13 protein-coding genes are annotated in these 18040 nt (G+C 30.4%); 2 read left to right on the forward strand and 11 right to left on the reverse strand.

The window, feature by feature from the left end; all coding sequences use genetic code 11:
• Positions 1-25 precede the first annotated feature (25 nt).
• The 11 genes from SR62_RS05145 to ileS form a co-directional block, all read right to left on the reverse strand.
• Positions 26-3865 carry a restriction endonuclease subunit S gene (locus SR62_RS05145; protein ID WP_074484146.1) on the reverse strand — a complete coding sequence of 1280 codons (3840 nt, stop codon included), beginning with the start codon at positions 3863-3865 and terminating at the stop codon, positions 26-28.
• 8 nt (positions 3866-3873) lie between these two features.
• Positions 3874-6081: an endonuclease MutS2 gene (locus SR62_RS05150; protein ID WP_074484147.1), complete on the reverse strand. Its 2208-nt coding sequence runs from the start codon at positions 6079-6081 to the stop codon at positions 3874-3876.
• Positions 6074-6424 (reverse strand): hypothetical protein, encoded by a 351-nt coding sequence (locus tag SR62_RS05155; RefSeq protein WP_002779109.1) that lies wholly within the window; start codon positions 6422-6424, stop codon positions 6074-6076. Before SR62_RS05155 ends, SR62_RS05150 begins: the two co-directional genes overlap by 8 nt.
• Positions 6417-7715: a UDP-N-acetylmuramate--L-alanine ligase gene (murC, locus tag SR62_RS05160; protein WP_023890496.1), complete on the reverse strand. Its 1299-nt coding sequence runs from the start codon at positions 7713-7715 to the stop codon at positions 6417-6419. The genes SR62_RS05155 and murC overlap by 8 nt, the downstream gene beginning before the upstream one ends.
• Before the next feature lie 63 nt (positions 7716-7778).
• Positions 7779-9752, reverse strand: coding sequence for an LTA synthase family protein (locus SR62_RS05165; protein ID WP_002912775.1), 1974 nt, complete (start codon positions 9750-9752; stop codon positions 7779-7781).
• A gap of 11 nt (positions 9753-9763) precedes the next feature.
• Positions 9764-10540, reverse strand: a complete 777-nt coding sequence (locus SR62_RS05170; protein WP_002853489.1) for a carbon-nitrogen hydrolase family protein — start codon at positions 10538-10540, stop codon at positions 9764-9766.
• Positions 10533-10706 carry an exodeoxyribonuclease VII small subunit gene (gene xseB / locus SR62_RS05175; RefSeq protein ID WP_002853034.1) on the reverse strand — a complete coding sequence of 58 codons (174 nt, stop codon included), beginning with the start codon at positions 10704-10706 and terminating at the stop codon, positions 10533-10535. The genes SR62_RS05170 and xseB overlap by 8 nt, the downstream gene beginning before the upstream one ends.
• A complete protein-coding gene (gene guaB, locus SR62_RS05180; protein ID WP_002856408.1) occupies positions 10703-12160 on the reverse strand; it encodes an IMP dehydrogenase in 1458 nt (485 codons plus the stop codon). Before guaB ends, xseB begins: the two co-directional genes overlap by 4 nt.
• 9 nt (positions 12161-12169) lie before the next feature.
• Positions 12170-13531, reverse strand: coding sequence for an Asp-tRNA(Asn)/Glu-tRNA(Gln) amidotransferase subunit GatA (gatA, locus tag SR62_RS05185; protein WP_070306631.1), 1362 nt, complete (start codon positions 13529-13531; stop codon positions 12170-12172).
• Positions 13528-13638, reverse strand: a complete 111-nt coding sequence (locus SR62_RS05190) for a hypothetical protein (protein WP_070306630.1) — start codon at positions 13636-13638, stop codon at positions 13528-13530. The genes gatA and SR62_RS05190 overlap by 4 nt, the downstream gene beginning before the upstream one ends.
• Positions 13632-16385, reverse strand: coding sequence for an isoleucine--tRNA ligase (gene ileS / locus SR62_RS05195; RefSeq protein WP_070306629.1), 2754 nt, complete (start codon positions 16383-16385; stop codon positions 13632-13634). Before ileS ends, SR62_RS05190 begins: the two co-directional genes overlap by 7 nt.
• A gap of 98 nt (positions 16386-16483) precedes the next feature.
• On the opposite strand from ileS, the gene SR62_RS05200 reads away from it, so the two are divergent.
• Both SR62_RS05200 and SR62_RS05205 read left to right on the forward strand, forming a co-directional pair.
• Positions 16484-17572: a CinA family protein gene (locus SR62_RS05200; protein ID WP_002892234.1), complete on the forward strand. Its 1089-nt coding sequence runs from the start codon at positions 16484-16486 to the stop codon at positions 17570-17572.
• 11 nt (positions 17573-17583) lie between these two features.
• Positions 17584-18009 (forward strand): GNAT family N-acetyltransferase, encoded by a 426-nt coding sequence (locus SR62_RS05205; protein WP_002892233.1) that lies wholly within the window; start codon positions 17584-17586, stop codon positions 18007-18009.
• Positions 18010-18040: the final 31 nt, after the last annotated feature.

Raw genomic sequence — 18040 nt, forward strand, 5'->3', positions numbered from 1 at the left:
TTTACAAAGTTTAGCGAAAAATGCTTTAAGAAAATAAATATTTTTGCAAGATTTTTTCTTTTTCTTTTTCTAATCTATCAAGTTCTATTTTATATTCATTGATTTTTTTCTCAATCTTGTCAATTATATCTGCTATTTGATCTTGAAATTCTAAAGAAGGAAGTTTAACTCTTAATGCTTTTATTCTATCTATTGAAGCTCTAAGTTTTCTTGAAAATCCTTGTTTTTTACCAGCTTCATTTAAAATAAAACTTATGTATTTAGCATTTATTTTTGTATCATCAACCCTTAATACCCCACAATGATCAGTTGGATAAAACTTTTTATTTTTTGGTATAAATCCCACCATCCAATCTCCATCTATACCCCACAAAACAGAATCATTATCATAATCTTGCAAAATTTCTTTATTAACAAATCCAAATACTTCCAACACATTTGCACTATAAACAGGAATTTGTCCATTTTCAAGCAGCTCATTATTTAAAACTCTTTTTCCAATACTTAGTTTAAAAATTGGATTTGATAAAGCATATTCTTTAATTGTTTTATTAAATGATGATAAAAATTCACTATCCAAATTTATTTTACACAAATTATTAATTTTATCTAAAATAGAATTTAGTTCATATTCTTGATTGTCCTCTATAATACCACATTTTTGAAGCATTGCTTTGATTAGGTTTTGATACTCTTTTATACTCAAACTTAAAGTATTATACTGCTCTTCTATCTTTTCACACTCTGCTACGATTTGTTTTTGAATTTCAAGCGGTGGTTTTGGAATAACCATATTTTGCAAGATTCCTAAATTTATATTTTGTTGCGAAGTTGTAATAACTTCGTTATATAATTGAAATTTAAAATAATCAATAGCATACATAAGATATTTATTTATAAATTCTTCATTTGGAATAATAGCTACTATAGCTTGATTTGTTGTCATATCTTCGCCTAATATTCCAACTCTACCAATAGTTGCATAAATTGAAACAACAACAGCACCTTTTTGTATCATTTTTGCATTAGAATTCTTAAAACCCTCTCTTGTAATTTTTTCTTTAGTATCCATAATAACTTGATGGTTAGAGTAATCGCTAATTGTTAGCCACTTAATATCCCCATTCCAATAATTTATATTTTTTCTTGATGGTGTTCCTCCCATGAAAAAATCTCCACAAATTTTCAATTTAACCAATGGGTATTGAGACTTTATTTCTTCTCTTTGAGTTTTTGGATTTAAACTTATAGCTTTATTAAATTCCACTTTTTCAAAATCTATCATATCAACAAGCCTTGCTTTTGTAGCATAAGTCTGTAATTCTTGCGGGATAACATCAAGCGTATTTAAAAAAGATTTGTAGATTAAAGTATTAAGCTTAGTCTCATTTTGTGGATTGCCTCTTTCAAAAAGTGGGCTCAAATAAGGCTCGTGCAATTCTTTTAAACCTTCATCACCTTTTCTATTACTCCACTCATAACCTAAAAATTTCTTTTGTTCTTTTATATCACTTGGGGATTTTATGATTAAAACTTCTTGATTAAGACTTAGACTAAAATAAAGCAATTTATCCTTTTCTATTGCCTGAGCATAAGCTAAAAAGGCTTTATCTTCTAAATCTTGCTTATCTTTACTTTCTTTATAAATTTTAGATTCTTTAAGTTTTTTATAATCACTTGTTTGCCTAAATGCATTGCAATAATCTTTAAAGGCTTCTAGCTCTGCAAGTTTAGAATCTAAGTTTCCATTTAAAAAATTGCTATAAAGCTCTTTATCAAATTTTCTAAAATCACAATACGCACTTAGATAATTTTGATAAAAGTTTTCACTGTCTTTTAAATTTTCAGCTTCTATGCGTTCTTTAATCAAACTATAATCTTGAGAAATAAGATGATTTTCTTGTTTAAAAGTTTCTTTTTTGCGTAAAAATAAAATAATCGTATTTGTCCCTGTTGCTCCAAATGTTTGATTACCTAGCTCTACAATGGCAATAAAATCAAAATTTTGAAATAATATTTCTCTTGTATTTTTATAAATAGAATCTTTATTTAAAATAGAACTTGGTAAGATAATGGCAGCTTTAGCATTATCATTTAAAATTTGATTTGCTCGCTCACAAAAAAAGCATTCAATAGAATTATTTGTTTCTATGTTTATATCATCGTTAAAAAGTTTATAGGTATTTTTAGATTTATCACTTAAAGTTTCTAAAAATCCTTTTACAGAATAAGGCGGATTTGCTATAAGCAAATCAAAACTATTTGATTCTATTTGTGGTTTTGCTTTTTCTCCTTCTAAATTATTTGTATTTGCTAATTCAAAAGAAGCAAGTGCATCAGCGTATAAAATATTGATTTCATTTTGCCCATACATTGCACTTGATACCTTAGAAACCTTACTTAAGCGATACTCTTTTTCAATACCATAAATATTTTTATAATGCTCTTTAAGCTCATCTTCTGTTAGATAACGCTTAAGCTCATTGGCATAGGTGTTTAAAAAATGTCCAGCACCACAAGCATAATCAATCACCCTTAAAGCTTTAGAGTTTTTGCTTAACATTTCTTGAAGCGGTAAAGAATACATAATAAATTCACAAATTTGAATAGGGGTAAAAAACTGCCCTTCATCTTGCTTCATACCTTTTTGCAAAAAAAGTTCAAAAAGATTGCCTAAAAATTGATTTGTAGAGTTTTGAGTAAGCTTGTAATTTGCAAAAAGCTCTACTATTTCTTTTAATACAAGTGCATTTTTTAAAAATAATTCTTTATTATGCACTTCTAAAAATGCAAAATCATTATTTGAATAAAATTTTAATTCTTTGATGTAATTTTGCATTACTTCTTTTAAAGTTTTTATCTTTAATTGCTTAAAGTCTTTTTCTATATCTTCATTAGATACAAAGGTAATTTTCTCTCCTAAGAATTCTTTCATAGCTTCTTTATAAAGCCACATTAATCTATCTTGCATATTTGCATAAGTATCTGCCATTACACCAAAATATCCAAATTTGAGATTGTTTTTATTAAAAGTTTCATCATAGATTTTACAAAGAAAAATATTTACAAGTTTATCAAAGGCATTTTCCTTGCCTGATATATTATGCTTGCGTAAAATTTTTGCAAATTCGTGATATTTACCTTCTTCTTTAAGTTCCTTAAGATTATCAAAAGTTGGAGTAATTTCTAAAATTTTATAAGCATTGACATTTGCTTCAAAAATACCTTGTTTAAAATATTGCAGTTCATAACTTTCTTTCCAAGTTTTAAAAAGTTCTATATTGTTATTAGATTTTTTATAAGAATTTTGTAATTCCTTTTCTTTTAGATATTCTTCGTTATCGTAAGCTTGTATGATGTAATTTTTATATTCTAACTTATCGCTAAAATCACTTGTATAAAGACAAAGATATTTTACACCTTTTTCTTGCTGAAAATAAGAAAAAAGCTGCCCGCCATCTTCTTGCATTCTATTCCATTCTTTTATAAATTCACTATTTTTAGAATCTGTGGTTTTACATTCTATAATCAAATAAGGATTTTTTTCATTATCCTTTACTAAAATATCAGCCTTACCACCTTTTTTATCCCTGCCAAGATTCCATTTTGGCTCTAACTCTAAATGTTCAGCCTTATAACCTTTTTCTAAAAGTCTATGCACACATTCAAAAACTACAAAATTTTCAGGGTGTGAAAAATTAGAAGTAGTTTTATCGTGAATTTTTATTTCTTTTGGGTAATTAATACTTTGGTTTTTATAATCTATTAAAAGTGTGTAATTATTGATTGTTTTTACATAATTTTCATTTTTATTTTTAAAGCCTAAGTTTTCTAGAACTTGTTTTAAATTATCTTTTGTAATCATTTATTTCCTTATAATCTCACCACCTTAGCACCAAAGCCACCTTGATTGATCGGTGCGTCATTAAAGCCCTTGACACTTTTATGAGTTTTCAAAAACTCTCTTACAGCAAAGGCAAGCTTTCCTGTTCCTATACCATGGTAAACTAAAACTTCATCAAAGCCTGCAAGCAAAGCATCTGAAATAAATTTATCAAGCCTTGAAATAGCTTCATCACTCCTAAGCCCGTGCAAATCCAAGCTAACGCTAAGATTAGTCGGTTTTGCCACACTAATGCTTGTTTTTGGACTTATTTTAGGTGTAGGAGTGCTTTTTTTAAGCAGTTTTAAAGGCATACGAAGTTTGATCCCATCACTTTCAACCATAGCATCGTTTTTAGAAATGCTTATGATTTTACCCTTAATTTTTTCATATTTTACAAAATCCCCCACACGCAATTCTTCGTTTTGCTCCATACTTGGCAAGATGATTTCTTTTTTAAGTTCATTGGCTTTATTAAGACTTCTTTGCTTGTCTTTTATATCTTTAAGCTGTATGGTTTTTTTAGCTTCTTCTATGGCTTTGTGAAATTTAAATTCTAAATTTCTCAAACTCGTACGAAATTCTTGTTCATTTTTTTCTTTTTGCTCTTTTAAGGAAAGTAAAATTTCATCGACTTTTTGCTCTTTTTTCTCGACATTTTCAAGCTTAGCTTTTAGTTCTAATTCAAGATTGATATTTTTACCCACAAGCTCTTCTAAATTTTCTTTATCCTCGCCATAAAGCTTTTTAGCCTCGCTAACTAAATTCGGCGGAATCTGATAACGCAAAGCGGTTTCAAAGGCATAAGATTTTCCTATGGTGCCTTTTAAAAACTCGTATTTTGGGCGTGAAAGCTCTTCATCATATAAAGCAGCGATGAGTTCAACTTGCTCATTCTTTGCTAAAAGCATGGCAAGGCGTTTGTGGTGCGTGGTGATGATGATTTTAAGATTATTAGCTATGAGTTTTGAAATTAACACACTATACAAACAAGCCGCTTCTTCAAAATCTGTTCCAAGCTCTATTTCATCGATACCTAAAAGCAAATTTTTCCTAGAAAAAAGTCTAGAAAAATGCAACATTCTTCCTGCAAAAGTTGAAATGTCGTTTTTAACATTTTGTGGATCTTCTATGATGGCATCAAATTCTTTAAAAGTACCGATTTTACTTTCACTGGCTTTTATATGCATAGGCAAAAGATGTTTAGCTAAAAATGCTGCGCTTAGCATGGATTTTAAAAGCATGGATTTTCCGCCTGCATTTACCCCTGTGATGATTAAAACTTGTTTTTTAAATTCCAAACTCACGCTTTTTGGATTTTTTAAGGCAGGATGAGCGAAATTTTTAAGCACTAAATCCGTACTTTGATCACACAAAACAAATTCAAAATCCCTTTTTTTAGCAAGCAAAACCCTAGCACTATAATGATCAAAAAGATCAAAGGCTGTATTGATAAATTTTAAAAAAGGTAGATTTTTTGCCAAAAAAGCTGAGAAATTTTTAGCGTATTCATAATAAATTTCTTCTTTTTGATTTTTGATTTTTTCTATATCATTTTGCAAATTTTCAACACTAAGCGGAACGATGTAAAATCCTCCCCCACTACTTCTACCTATGATTTTAGCTTTTATAGCGTGGTTAAATCCCCCTCTTACAAGCAAGGCTTCAAGATTGTTTATAAGATGGATTTGTGTATCTATAAGATAAGGCATTAAAGCTTTTGTATAGCAAAATTTCTTAAACTCAGCTATTATGCTTTCATTTTTTAATCTTAGAGCTGTATTGATATTTACCAATCTTTCATCTAAGCTTTCTTTTAACTCGCCCTTTTCATCAAATTTTTCACAAAGATCTAAAATTCCATTGACAAATTCAATCTTTTCAAGCCATGAATTTAAATTGCTGCCTAAATTGAGCTTTTTGATCTTTTCAAAATAGCGAAAAATTTTTACAAATTCAAAAATCTCATCTAAATGTAAAACTCCTTGTTTGCTTAAATGTACCAAAGCCTTATCCAAATTTGAAAGCTCGGGCAAATTTGGAAATTCAGTCTCGCAAAGCTCATTAATACGCTTAAAATGAAGGTGAGAATCCCCCTGTAAAAAAATTTCTTTATCCCTTGCAAAACAAGACTTAAATTCATACAAATAAGTATTTAAATCAAGTTTTAAAAGTAATTCTTCTTTGATCTCATTCATCGTTTAACCTACAATCTCTAATATCGATAATCAACGAATTAAAGCTTTGATTATTATCCTTTGATATAAAGCTTCCTGTCCCAAATTCGTAATTAAAATAAGCTTTAGAGATATTTATATCTTTACATAAAATATTTTTATTTTGATTAAAAGCTACGATAATATCTGTTCTTAAATGACTTTTTTGCGTGTTTTCAAATTCAAAAAATACTGCTAAAACAATAAAAATCACAAGCAAAATACCAAAAAAAGGTTTAGTTTTTTTGCCTAATTTTTCACGCAAAGCAAAAGTGATTAAGGCTAAAATTAAAATAATTAAAAGATATAAAAAAAACCTACTCATTTTTTTGCCTTAATTTATTACTGATATCTCCTGCACCAAAACCTATAATAAGCCCTTCTTCAAAAACTTGCCCCTTAGAAGCCACCAAAAATTTACCCTCTCTTTTGATATCTTCTACAAATAAAGCCTTAGGAAAAACCGCTTTTAAATCAAGTTCTATAGGCTCTTCTCCTGCAGCATAAACAGGTAAAATTACAAGCTCATCAACACCTTCAAAAGCCTTTGCAAATTCCTTTAAATTTGTAGCCAAACGCGTGTAGCGGTGAGGTTCAAAAATGGCTGTAATTTTTTTATATCTACCTAATTTTGCGTATTCTTGTGCTGCGCTTAAAGTCGCTTTTATTTCGGTAGGATGATGACCATAATCATCGATTAAAACCAAATTTTCATCAGCATGTAAAATATCAAAACGCTTTTTAATACCTTGATAATTTTTAAGCCTAGTTCTTATCGTTTCTATATCTAAGAAATTTAAAGCCGCCAAAATCGCCAAAGACGCATCAAGGGCTAAATGATATCCCATGCCAAAAACCTTAAATTCACCTAAATCTTTCAACTCAAAGCTTGTAAAAGGTTTGAAATTTTCTATACACATGGTGCAGTTTTTGATATCTTTGCTCGGATAAAGCTTGGTTGACTCATTTTTATAATTTTTCAAAAACTCATCTTCAGCATTAATCACGCGAATTTTAGCCACATCTAAAAACTGCGTATAAGCATGATGGAGTTTTGAAACTTCATTGCCATAATGATCTAAATGCTCTGCTTCTGCATTAGTAACTATAGCCAAATAAGGATTTGAATTTAAAAAAGAACTATCGCTCTCATCAGCTTCAAAAACAAGGTTTTGACTTTCTTTATAAATCATATTTGAACCAAATTCTTTTAAAATCGCTCCGATGATCACAGAAGCATCATCAAGCAAAGAAGCCAAAATACTTGAAGTTGTGCTTTTTCCATGTGCTCCTGCAACTGCAAAAACGCGCTTATCTTCTAAGATAAGAGGTAAGGCCTCCTTGCGTGAAAGGCATTCAATGCCTAATTCTTTAGCGTGTTTAAATTCAGGATTTTCTTCTTTGATAGCGGCAGAATAAATAACTAAATCTTTATTTAAAATATTGTCTTTATGATGAGGGATACTGACCTTAACCCCTTCTTTTTCTAGTTCTTTAGTGATTTTACTCTCTTTAAGATCACTTCCGCTAATTTTAAAACCTTTTTCTTTTAAAAATCTTGCTAAAGCGGAAATTCCTATACCGCCTATGCCGATAAAATGGATATTTTGCATCATTTAAACCTTTATACTTTAAAGGCTAAATTTTAGCACTTTTTTACTAAAAAGAAAATATAAATCCTATTTTGAAATGCCTAAACGCTCGGCTAATTGATATAAATTTAACTCTCTATAAAATTTATCAAAGTCTTTAGTATAACCATCAAGATTAAAAGCTTTATTCATATCTTTTAAAGTATCATTACTTTCAAAATAGTACCCTTTACCGCCACTATAAATACCTTTTTTATCAATCCATACAGCATCGTTGATCCCAAATTCTAATTTCTCATCATTTGGTCTTGCTAACATATTTCTTCCGCCTACGCTTAAATACTTGACATTATTTAAACTTAAAGCATAAAGAGTTGGAAAAATATCTTTATGAGATCCTACACGATCTTTATCATAATAAATATTATCTTGCAAATCCTTAGGAATATAAAGATAAAAAGGTACACTATAAGCAAAAGCTTTTTGGGAATTTAAATCCATACTCATTTCGCGTACTCTATGATCTCCAGTTGCTGCTATAATAACACTATTCTTAAATGGACTTTGTTTTACTTTATCTAGAAATTTTCCAAATTCATTATTTGCATAAGTATAAGCTTTGATAATATTATCTTGTTTATCTTTTTCATAAGGAAGCATATTAAGCAAAGTTTGTGGAATGTTTTGTAATTTTGGCAAATCATTTTGCGGAATTTTATAAGGTGGATGATTGGATATGGTAAGAGCAATTATAAGGGTGTTGTGTGGATTTTTTTGAAGTAAGTCATAAACTTTTTTATATAAAAACTCATCAGCTACCCCATAACCATTTTCACTATCTTTTGCTCCATTATACTCTTTCATTAAAATATTTTCATCTATAATCTCATCTACTCCCAAAATACTAAGATAATTTTTAATATTTTGCCAAGATCCATTACCTGCACTTACAAAAATCACCTTATATCCTGCTTTCTTATAAATAGCAATAGGTGTTAAATCCAAATAAGTTTTCTGAAATTTGCTTGTAGAAATATTAGAAAATGGACTTACAAAAAATAAGTTTGCAAAACTTGGTATAGTTCCATTACTAGAACTCAAAAAACGTTTGAATAAAAAATCTTGCTTAAAATGTTTATCTAACGAACCCAAAAAATTATGTTCTGTATTTGCAAAATCAGCCAAATTAAGCCCAAAACTTTCCATTAAGTTAACAAATACACTAGGATGATTCTTTTCAGCTTTTAGATTTATAGGACTTTGATGCAAATAATCAAAAAGTTTTTCTTTAAGTTCTTGTGCTTTTAAAGGTGTGATAGCCTTCAAAGCTGCTTCTTCTTTATATTGTTTTAAAGCCCAAGAAAATGCCATAATTGGATTTAACATTGTATCATTTACAACACTATATTCGCTAAAAGAATAATTTTGCACATTTATAGCCACATGCTTAAATGGACCCCTTAAGGCTATAACATAAACAATAATTAATATTAAATTTAAAGCTATCAAGGGAAATAATCTTAAATTAACAGGTTTTAGCTTTAAATTTAATATTTTCAAATTTAAAAAAAATACAAAAACTCCAAAAATTAACATTAAAGCTAAAATTTTTAAAATTGGATAATCGTGATAAATAATACTTAAAATAGTTTTTGCGTTATCATCTTTTAGAGTAAACATAAAAATATCAAATTTAGTCTTGTAAATTTCGTAATAATAGTATTTTGCATAAGAAAATCCTATACAAAGACAAGAAATAACAATTATATAAATGCTTGAAAAAATGAAATAAAAATTTTTACTATATATTACTAACTTATTATTTATTTTTATATTAGAAAAAATTAAACTTAAAAAACCACAAAGCAAGAATGGTAAAAACGCTGCGCTTAAAAATCTTATATCATGAAAAACACCTAAAAGATACATTAAAAAGATTTCATTTTTATCACTAATTAAACCAGTGGGGATAAAAGAATTTTGCATTAAAATACGATTAATGGTAAAAGTTACTATAAATAATACACTAAAAATAAAAATTTGAAGTAAAATTTTTCTCATATTCACCTTCTTTAAAAATTCTTAAGAATTTTATCAAAACCCCAAAGTTTTCTTGCTTCATCACTTTTTTTAGGCTCTATAATAAGCATTTCTTCTTCAGAACCTAATTTACTTTCTATCTCACCAAAAGCATTAATAAACAAAGTATCGCCGTAAAAATTCCACTCATCTTTTGTTTTGCCTATGCGATTTACTCTTAAAATGCTTGTAGAATTTAAAAAAGCTCTTGTTTTTAAAAGTTCTTCCCATCTTTGTTTGCTTTCAAAGGTACAAGCACTAGGAACGATAACCAAATCAATTTTTTTCGCCATAATCTGTTGCCAAAAAATATCAAAATGTGTCTCAAAACCAAAAAGTAAGGCACATTTTAATTTTTCATAATTAAAAGTAAAAATTTTTAACTCTGATGGAGTTTTGTTGCTGAAAAATTTTTCTTCATTCCAATGTTCATAAGGCATTAAAATTTGCTGTTCATAACTTTTAACACCATTTGGAGTAACTTTTAAGCAAAGTTTTTTATAACTTTTAGCTTCAACGCTTACATAAGGAGCGATAATTTCTAATTCGTATTTTTTAGCAAGCTTAATCAAGCTTTCTTTTTTAGCTTCACTTTGCTCTTTTATCATATTTTTTGGCATATGCAAAAGTTCTGTAAAAAAACTATTGATCACATATTCGCCCAAAACTACTAAATTTGCTCCATTGTCTTTTGAAGCTTTGAGATAATAATCAAGCCTTGATTCACTTAAAGCTAAAGTTGGAAACTGTAAAGCCGCTATTTTACTCATCGATTTGCTCCACTTCTAATTTTGCTTTTTCAAGCTCAAGTCTTGCTTTTTTGATACTCTCTAAACCTTCTTTATAAATTTTTACACTTTCATCTAAGGCAAGCTCTTGATTGTTTAATTTTTCCAAAGATTCATTAGCGTGTTTTAAATTTTCTTCAAAACTCATTGATGATTGACCTTGTAATTTGGTGCTTCATGAGTGATAGTAACATCATGTACATGGCTTTCTTTAAGCCCTGCAGTAGTAATTTCAACAAATTCAGCTCTTTTTTGAAAATCTTCTATATCTTTAGCCCCAACATAACCCATGGAAGAACGCAAACCTCCTAAAAGTTGGTGCACCACGCTTCTTATACTTCCCACATAAGGAACACGTCCTTCTATACCTTCAGGAACGAGTTTATCTTGAGCAGTACCTTGCTGAAAATATCTATCCGAACTTCCCTTTTGCATAGCCCCAAGTGAGCCCATACCACGATAAGACTTATATTGCCTTCCTTGATAAGTAAAAAGCTCTCCTGGACTTTCATCCGTTCCAGCTAAAAGCGATCCTATCATAACAGAACTCGCACCTACAGCTAAAGCTTTTGCAATATCACCTGAATATTTAATCCCACCATCAGCTATCACAGGAACGCCAAATTTATTTGCTTCTTCCACACATTCATCAATGGCTGAAATTTGTGGCACGCCCACACCTGAAACAATACGCGTAGTACAAATACTTCCTGGCCCAATACCTACTTTAACCGCATCTACTCCTGCTTCACAAAGTGCTTTTGCTGCAGCTGCAGTGGCGATATTTCCTGCGATAAGATCTAAATTTGGATATTTAGCTTTAATCGCTTTTACTGTATCAATAATACCCTTAGAATGTCCATGCGCAGAATCAAGCACAACAACATCAACACCCGCTTCAACTAAAGCATTCACACGATCCATTTGCCCTACTCCTATAGCCGCACCCACGCGTAATCTTCCAAAATTATCTTTATTGGCATCAGGATATTCTTTGCGTTTTTTAAGATCTTTTATAGTGATAAGTCCTTCCAAGCGTCCTTGTTCATCAACTATAGGAAGTTTTTCTACTTTGTTGGTACTGAAAATTTTTTCCGCATCATCTAAAGTACAACCCTTTGGAGCAGTGATTAAAGGCATTTTAGTCATAACATTTTCAACCAAATTTGAAAAATCGCTCTCAAATCTTAAATCACGATTGGTAAGTATGCCTATTAGTTTCTTATCTTCATCTACTACAGGAACACCTGAAATTCTATACTCTGCCATGATTTCTAAAGCCTCTGCAACACTTGCTTTAGGACTTACAAAAATAGGATCGATAATCACCCCGCTTTCACTTTTTTTCACTCTTTTTACTTCTCTAACCTGCGAGGCTATATCCATATTTTTATGAATCACTCCAAGTCCTCCAAGTCTTGCCATCATAATAGCAGCCCTGTGTTCAGTAACGGTATCCATAGCCGCAGAGATTAAAGGCATATTTAAAGTGATATTTTTTGTCAGTTTAGTATGAATTTTTACTTCCTTAGGTAGAACTTCAGAATACCCAGGACGCAATAATACATCTTCAAAAGTTAAAGCTCTTTTTACAATTTTCATCTTTCATCCTTAATTTTTAATCATTTGTTCTAAACTTAAAGCCCCATCTAACAAGGTTTGTTCATCATAAGCTTTGCAAATCAGTTGTGCTGATATATTAAGCCCTTCTTTATCTTTTGCAACAGGCACACTAATGCCTCCAAGTCCTGCTAAATTTACAGAGATAGTATAAACATCTTCTAAATAAGTTTGCATAGGGCTTTTTTGAGTATCAAATTTAAAAGCCGTTGTAGGCGTTACAGGCATAAAAATAAGATCACAATCTTGCAAAATTTCTTCATATTTTGCCTTGATAAAAGCTCTAGCTTTTTGTGCTTTGATATAATACGCATCATAATATCCACTGCTTAAAACAAAAGTTCCTAACAAAATTCTTCTTTTTACTTCTTCTCCAAAACCTTCGCTGCGTGTATTTACATACATTTCTTTTAAATTTTGGATATTTTCAGAACGCTTGCCATAACGCACCCCATCATAACGGCTTAAATTTGCACTTGCTTCAGCTGTTGCGATGATATAATACGCTGCGATATCAAACTTAGAATCAAGCAAATTTTTATATACAATCTCATGTCCATTAGCTTTTAATATATCTATGGTTTTTAAAAGTGTGTTTTTTACTTCACTATCTGCATCATTGACATAATTTTCAATCACTGCGATTTTTAATTTTTTATTTGCATTTAAATTTGGAGCAGTTTTGATAAACTCGATATTTGCACTCGTGCTATCCATTTTATCATATCCTGCGATCGCATCATATAAAATTGCCGCATCTTCTACATTTTGCGTTAAAACCCCGATTTGATCCAAACTTGAAGAATAAGAAGCTAAGCCATAGCGACTCACTCTTCCATAACTCGGTTTAAATCCTACACAACCACAAAAAGCTGCGGGTTGACGTACAGATCCACCTGTATCAGAACCCAAACTTGCCAAAGCCAAGCCACCCGCTACCGCAGCAGCACTTCCACCACTTGATCCACCTGGAACACGCTCAAAATTTAAAGGATTTAAAGTTTTTCCATAACAAGAACTCGCTGTTGAACTTCCCATAGCAAATTCATCCATATTACAACGCCCAAAAGGAGAAAAACCATTAGCTTTTAAATTAACAATCGCACTTGCATCATAAGGAGCAATGTAACCTTGTAAAATCTTACTCGCACTAGTAAGCTCCCAGCCCTTTACGCTGATATTATCTTTTATGGCTACAGGCACACCTTCACCTGAAACACTTAAGTCTTTATCTAAAAATTGTTCGATATAAGCACCTAATTTTTTTTCTTTTTTTGCTTTTTCATTGAGTTCTTTTTTTAAATTTTCAAGTTCTTCTTTGGAGTATTTTAAAGCTTCTTTTAAAGTTATCATTTATTTTCCTTTGTTTTTTTGATCAAAAATACCGCTAAAGCACTAAAAGCTAAAACCACCGCTATAGTTGCGATGATAATACTATTTGAAATAGGATTTTCTAGCATTGAACTCCTTTTAAGACTTCTTCACATCTTAAACAAGGTATTTCTTCATTTTTACTTTGAAGTTTCCAACATCTTGGGCATTTACAAAGTGAAGCTTTGGTGATTTTAAATTTCTCATTCTCTACTTCAAATTCAGCCAAAATTTCTTCATTTTCATTGCTGATTTGACTCACCATAAACCAATCAGCTAATTCCTCATTTGGGAATTTATTAAAACTGATGTTTAAATTTAATTCCAAAGTAGATTTAATGATTTTATCTTTTTTAAGTATATCAATTTGTTCAAAAAATTTCTCTCTAGCGCTCATTAAAAATGTATCATCTATACCAAAATCATAATCAAAATCTTGAGTTAAACTTAGATCAAATACATCTTTTGCATCACCTTTGATTAAAACATTAGCATGTTCTAAAGCCTCATCTACACTATAGCTTAAATTTGGAGCAAGTAAATTTAAAAGCTCTTTTGCTATCAAAGCCATAGCTACTTGAGCGGATTTTCTTCTTTGGGCATTTTCGCTATCGCAATAAAGTCTATCTTTACTGATATCAAGATAAATCCCACTTAAATCCGCACTTAAGAAATTTAAAAGCAAACTAAAACCTTTAGCAAATTCATAAGTAAAAAATGCCTCTTTGCTTGCTTTAAAAACTTTAGTTGCACGGCTTAATATCCATTTATCAATAAAACTAAATTCTTTAACTTCTAAATCTTTTAAATCGTTTGTATTGGCAAGTAAAAATCTTATAGTGTTTCTTATTTTACGGTATTGTTCGCCCACTTGTTTTAAGATATTGTCTGAAATTTTTAAATCACTTGAATAATCACTTAAAAGTATCCAAAGTCTTAAAATTTCAACTCCATAAGTTTTTGCTACATATTCAGGAGCGATCACATTGCCTTTAGATTTAGACATTTTTTGCCCTTTTTCATCGGTGGTAAAACCATGAGTCAAAATGCTTTCATAAGGTGCGTTTTCATTGATCGCTGTACCTACAAGCAAAGAGCTTTGAAACCAACCCCGATGTTGATCGCTTCCCTCTAAATACATACTTGCTCTTTTTTCTCCTGCGTCATAAAGCCCACTATTTAAAACCGCATTAAAAGTACTTCCACTATCAAACCAAACATCTAAAATATCATATACTTTTTCTAAATTTTCAGCTTTATATTTTGAATTTGTAGGAATTAAATCTTTGATTTCAAACTCCCACCACGCATCAGCGCCATGTTTTTCAAAAATAGCCGCTACAAAGTCAAAAAGCTCATCATCAAAAATGACTTCTTTAGTGTTTTTATCTCTAAAAAAGGCTATAGGCGTTCCCCAGTCTCTTTGTCTTGAAATACACCAATCTGGGCGATTTTCCACCATAGAACCTATTCTTTTTACTCCACTTTGCGGATAAAAAGTTGTTTTTAAAAGTTGTTCTTTTGCACACTCTCTTAAAGTTTTTCCTTGAAGTTTTGGTTCATCCATTAAAATAAACCATTGTTTAGTAGCTCTATAAATTACAGGCTTATGCGTTCTCCAGCAAAACGGATAAGAGTGTATAAATTTAGAAGAATGTAACAGTTTTGCGCCTAAAAGTTCTAAAATTTTTTCATTGGCCTTAAAAATATGAAGACCTATAAACTCTTCAAGCAAATGAGAAGGCAAAAGCTCTTTAGCTCTTAAAGTTTCATCATAACATCCACCATCATCAACAGGCATTAAAACTTCAATACCGTATTTCAAACAAGCATAGTAATCATCTTCGCCATGTCCTGGTGCAGTATGTACAAGTCCACTTCCACCATCCATCAATACATGCTCGCCCATGATTAAAACAGATTTTCTTCCATTTAAAGGATTGATAGCTTCAAGTTTTTCAAATTCTTTTGCGTTTAATTCTTTTTGAATTTCTCCACTTGTAAGTCCTTTTTCTACCATACTTTTAAGTAAAGCACTTGCAAAAATCAAACCTTCTTTGGTGATCACATAATTTTCATTAGGATTTAAAGCTATAGCTTGATTAGCCACCAAAGTCCAAGGGGTGGTTGTCCATATCACTGCACTTGCTTTTGATACGCCTAATTTTTCGCAAGCTTTTACATCTAAATCAAAAGCTACAAAGATAGAATAATCTTCTTTATCTTGATACTCTACTTCAGCTTCCGCTAAAGCTGACTTTGCCGCCCAACTCCAAAAAACAGGTTTAGAACGCTCGCAAAGTAAGCCTTTTTTAGCAATCTCACATAAAATTCTATAAATCGCTGCTTCAAACTCAAATTTCATAGTCAAATAAGGCTTATCCCAATCCGCAATAATGCCTAAATTTTTAAATTCTTCTCTTTGGATATCTACAAATTCACTCGCATGTTGTCTGCAAAACTCACGAATTTCTTTTTTACTTAAGCTTTTTTTCTTTTCTCCAAGCTTTACTTCTACTTGTTGTTCTATAGGTAAACCATGACAATCCCACCCTGGAGTAAAACGCACACTCTCACCTTTAAAATAATGTGTTTTGATAATAGTTTCTTTTAAAATTTTATTTAAAGCATGTCCTATATGGATATGTCCGTTAGCATAAGGGGGGCCATCGTGTAAAGTAAAACTTTTTTTCGCATTTTTGCGATTTTCTTTCATTTTTTCATAAGCATAATTTTGCTCAAACCATTTTTTAAATCTTTGCGGTTCAAGTTCCGCTAAATTCGCCCGCATAGCAAAAGTAGTGCTGGGCAAAAGTAGAGTTTCTTTGTAGTCCATTTTTTCCACCTAATTTTTAATAATCTTAAATTCTACTCAAATTAGCTTTAATTTCTACTTTGTTTTTGGCTATAATTATAAGAAAAAAAGGAAAATTTATGAAACATTTGCTTTATCTTATAGGAGATGAGCTTACTATAAACGAAAAATTCAAAAATTATATTTATAGAACTTATGAAGAAAAATTTAAAGAAATCAACGAAATTCGCATACAAAATAAAACCGATAAAGATTTACCCTTTTTGCTTGAAAACCTCTTAAATCAGTATGATTTTATCACTTTATTTACAAGCCCTTTGCATTATGCGACTGTTGCTAAAATTTTAGCAACTTTAAATGATGATAATCTTATCTTAAAAGATGATACCTTGGTTCCAGATAAAGCAGAATTTAGTAAAAATAGCTTTGTGTGTAATTTTTCAAATTCAAAAATCAATGTCGTTAAAATAAATCCAAGCGAAAAATTACCTGATCTTCTTGGGCATATAAAATTAAATTTTGCATATTTTTGCATTTTTGGCATGGATGATGAAAGCGCTATATTGCTACTGCAAACCCTAACAAAATCTTATGAGATAAGTATAAAATCAACCAAGCTTTTAGATAATCTTGTGCTTATTAAGGCCACTTGTGCTAATTTTGGAAAACTTGATGGTTTTTTAAATAGCGTAAAAAATCTTTTTGGACAAAAGGTATTTTTAGGTAAAGATCCCATACATTTTATAAACTCTAAACTTTTAGAAAAAAAATTAAAAATTTCTTTTGCTGAAAGTTGCACAGGTGGACTTTGTGCAAGCACCTTAACCAAAATTTCAGGTGTAAGTGAAATTTTTGAAGGATCTATTGTAAGTTATTCCAACCGCATCAAACACGAATGGCTTGGAATTAGCGAAAGCGTCTTAGAAAATAATGGCGAATACAGTGAACGTTGTGTTTATTTTATGCTAAAAGGTATTTTTAAAACGGCTAATCCTGATTTTGCCTTAGCTATTAGCGGAGTAGTTGGCGAAAAAGATGAGGGAAAAATAAAATCAGGCACTATTTATATAGGCGCAATGTTTAGAGATGGAACTTTTATCCAAGAAACGCTTTATTTAGATGGAGATCGTGAATTTATGCAAGAACAAGCTGTTTTAGCAACTTTTTGCCTACTTTTAAAATTAAAACCTGAGATTTTTGAAATTTAAGGGATTTAAAAATGAAAGAAATTAAGCTAAAAGAAGACTTGGAAAAAATTTATCCCTTGATAAAACAATTAAGAAATAACCTATCTTTGAAAGATTTTTTAGACAAAATCCAACTTGCTACACAAACTCAACATTATAAACTTTTTGCCTATAAAAATGAGGGAAGCTACAAAGCAGCTTGTGGAGTCATGCCCTTTAATGTACTTTATCATAATCATTGTCTTTATATTTGTGATTTTGTCGTAGATGAAGCTTTAAGAGGAAAAGGTATAGGTCAAGCTTTTTTGAAAAAAATCCAAATTTGGGCAAAAGATCAAGGATATGAAGAATTAGAACTAAGTTCAAGTTTTTTTAGAACACAAGCTCATGAATTTTATATCCAAAAAATGGGTTTTGAAAAATCCGGTTTTGTTTTTAAGAAAAATATCAAACTATAATATTTTTTGATTAAGCTTTGCATTTTATAAT

Source organism: Campylobacter sp. 2014D-0258, from assembly GCF_008000495.1.
Classification (GTDB): domain Bacteria; phylum Campylobacterota; class Campylobacteria; order Campylobacterales; family Campylobacteraceae; genus Campylobacter_D; species Campylobacter_D jejuni.

Excerpts from the sequence above, each read along its gene's own strand:
- SR62_RS05165 (WP_002912775.1), bottom strand. The coding sequence starts at position 9,752 with ATGAGAAAAATTTTACTTCAAATTTTTATTTTTAGTGTATTATTTATA.
- SR62_RS05155 (WP_002779109.1), bottom strand. The coding sequence starts at position 6,424 with ATGAGTAGGTTTTTTTTATATCTTTTAATTATTTTAATTTTAGCCTTA.
- murC (WP_023890496.1), bottom strand. The coding sequence starts at position 7,715 with ATGATGCAAAATATCCATTTTATCGGCATAGGCGGTATAGGAATTTCC.
- SR62_RS05205 (WP_002892233.1), top strand. The coding sequence starts at position 17,584 with ATGAAAGAAATTAAGCTAAAAGAAGACTTGGAAAAAATTTATCCCTTG.
- ileS (WP_070306629.1), bottom strand. The coding sequence starts at position 16,385 with ATGGACTACAAAGAAACTCTACTTTTGCCCAGCACTACTTTTGCTATG.
- SR62_RS05200 (WP_002892234.1), top strand. The coding sequence starts at position 16,484 with ATGAAACATTTGCTTTATCTTATAGGAGATGAGCTTACTATAAACGAA.
- SR62_RS05170 (WP_002853489.1), bottom strand. The coding sequence starts at position 10,540 with ATGAGTAAAATAGCGGCTTTACAGTTTCCAACTTTAGCTTTAAGTGAA.
- SR62_RS05145 (WP_074484146.1), bottom strand. The coding sequence starts at position 3,865 with ATGATTACAAAAGATAATTTAAAACAAGTTCTAGAAAACTTAGGCTTT.
- SR62_RS05190 (WP_070306630.1), bottom strand. The coding sequence starts at position 13,638 with ATGCTAGAAAATCCTATTTCAAATAGTATTATCATCGCAACTATAGCG.
- SR62_RS05150 (WP_074484147.1), bottom strand. The coding sequence starts at position 6,081 with ATGAATGAGATCAAAGAAGAATTACTTTTAAAACTTGATTTAAATACT.
- guaB (WP_002856408.1), bottom strand. The coding sequence starts at position 12,160 with ATGAAAATTGTAAAAAGAGCTTTAACTTTTGAAGATGTATTATTGCGT.
- gatA (WP_070306631.1), bottom strand. The coding sequence starts at position 13,531 with ATGATAACTTTAAAAGAAGCTTTAAAATACTCCAAAGAAGAACTTGAA.
- xseB (WP_002853034.1), bottom strand. The coding sequence starts at position 10,706 with ATGAGTTTTGAAGAAAATTTAAAACACGCTAATGAATCTTTGGAAAAA.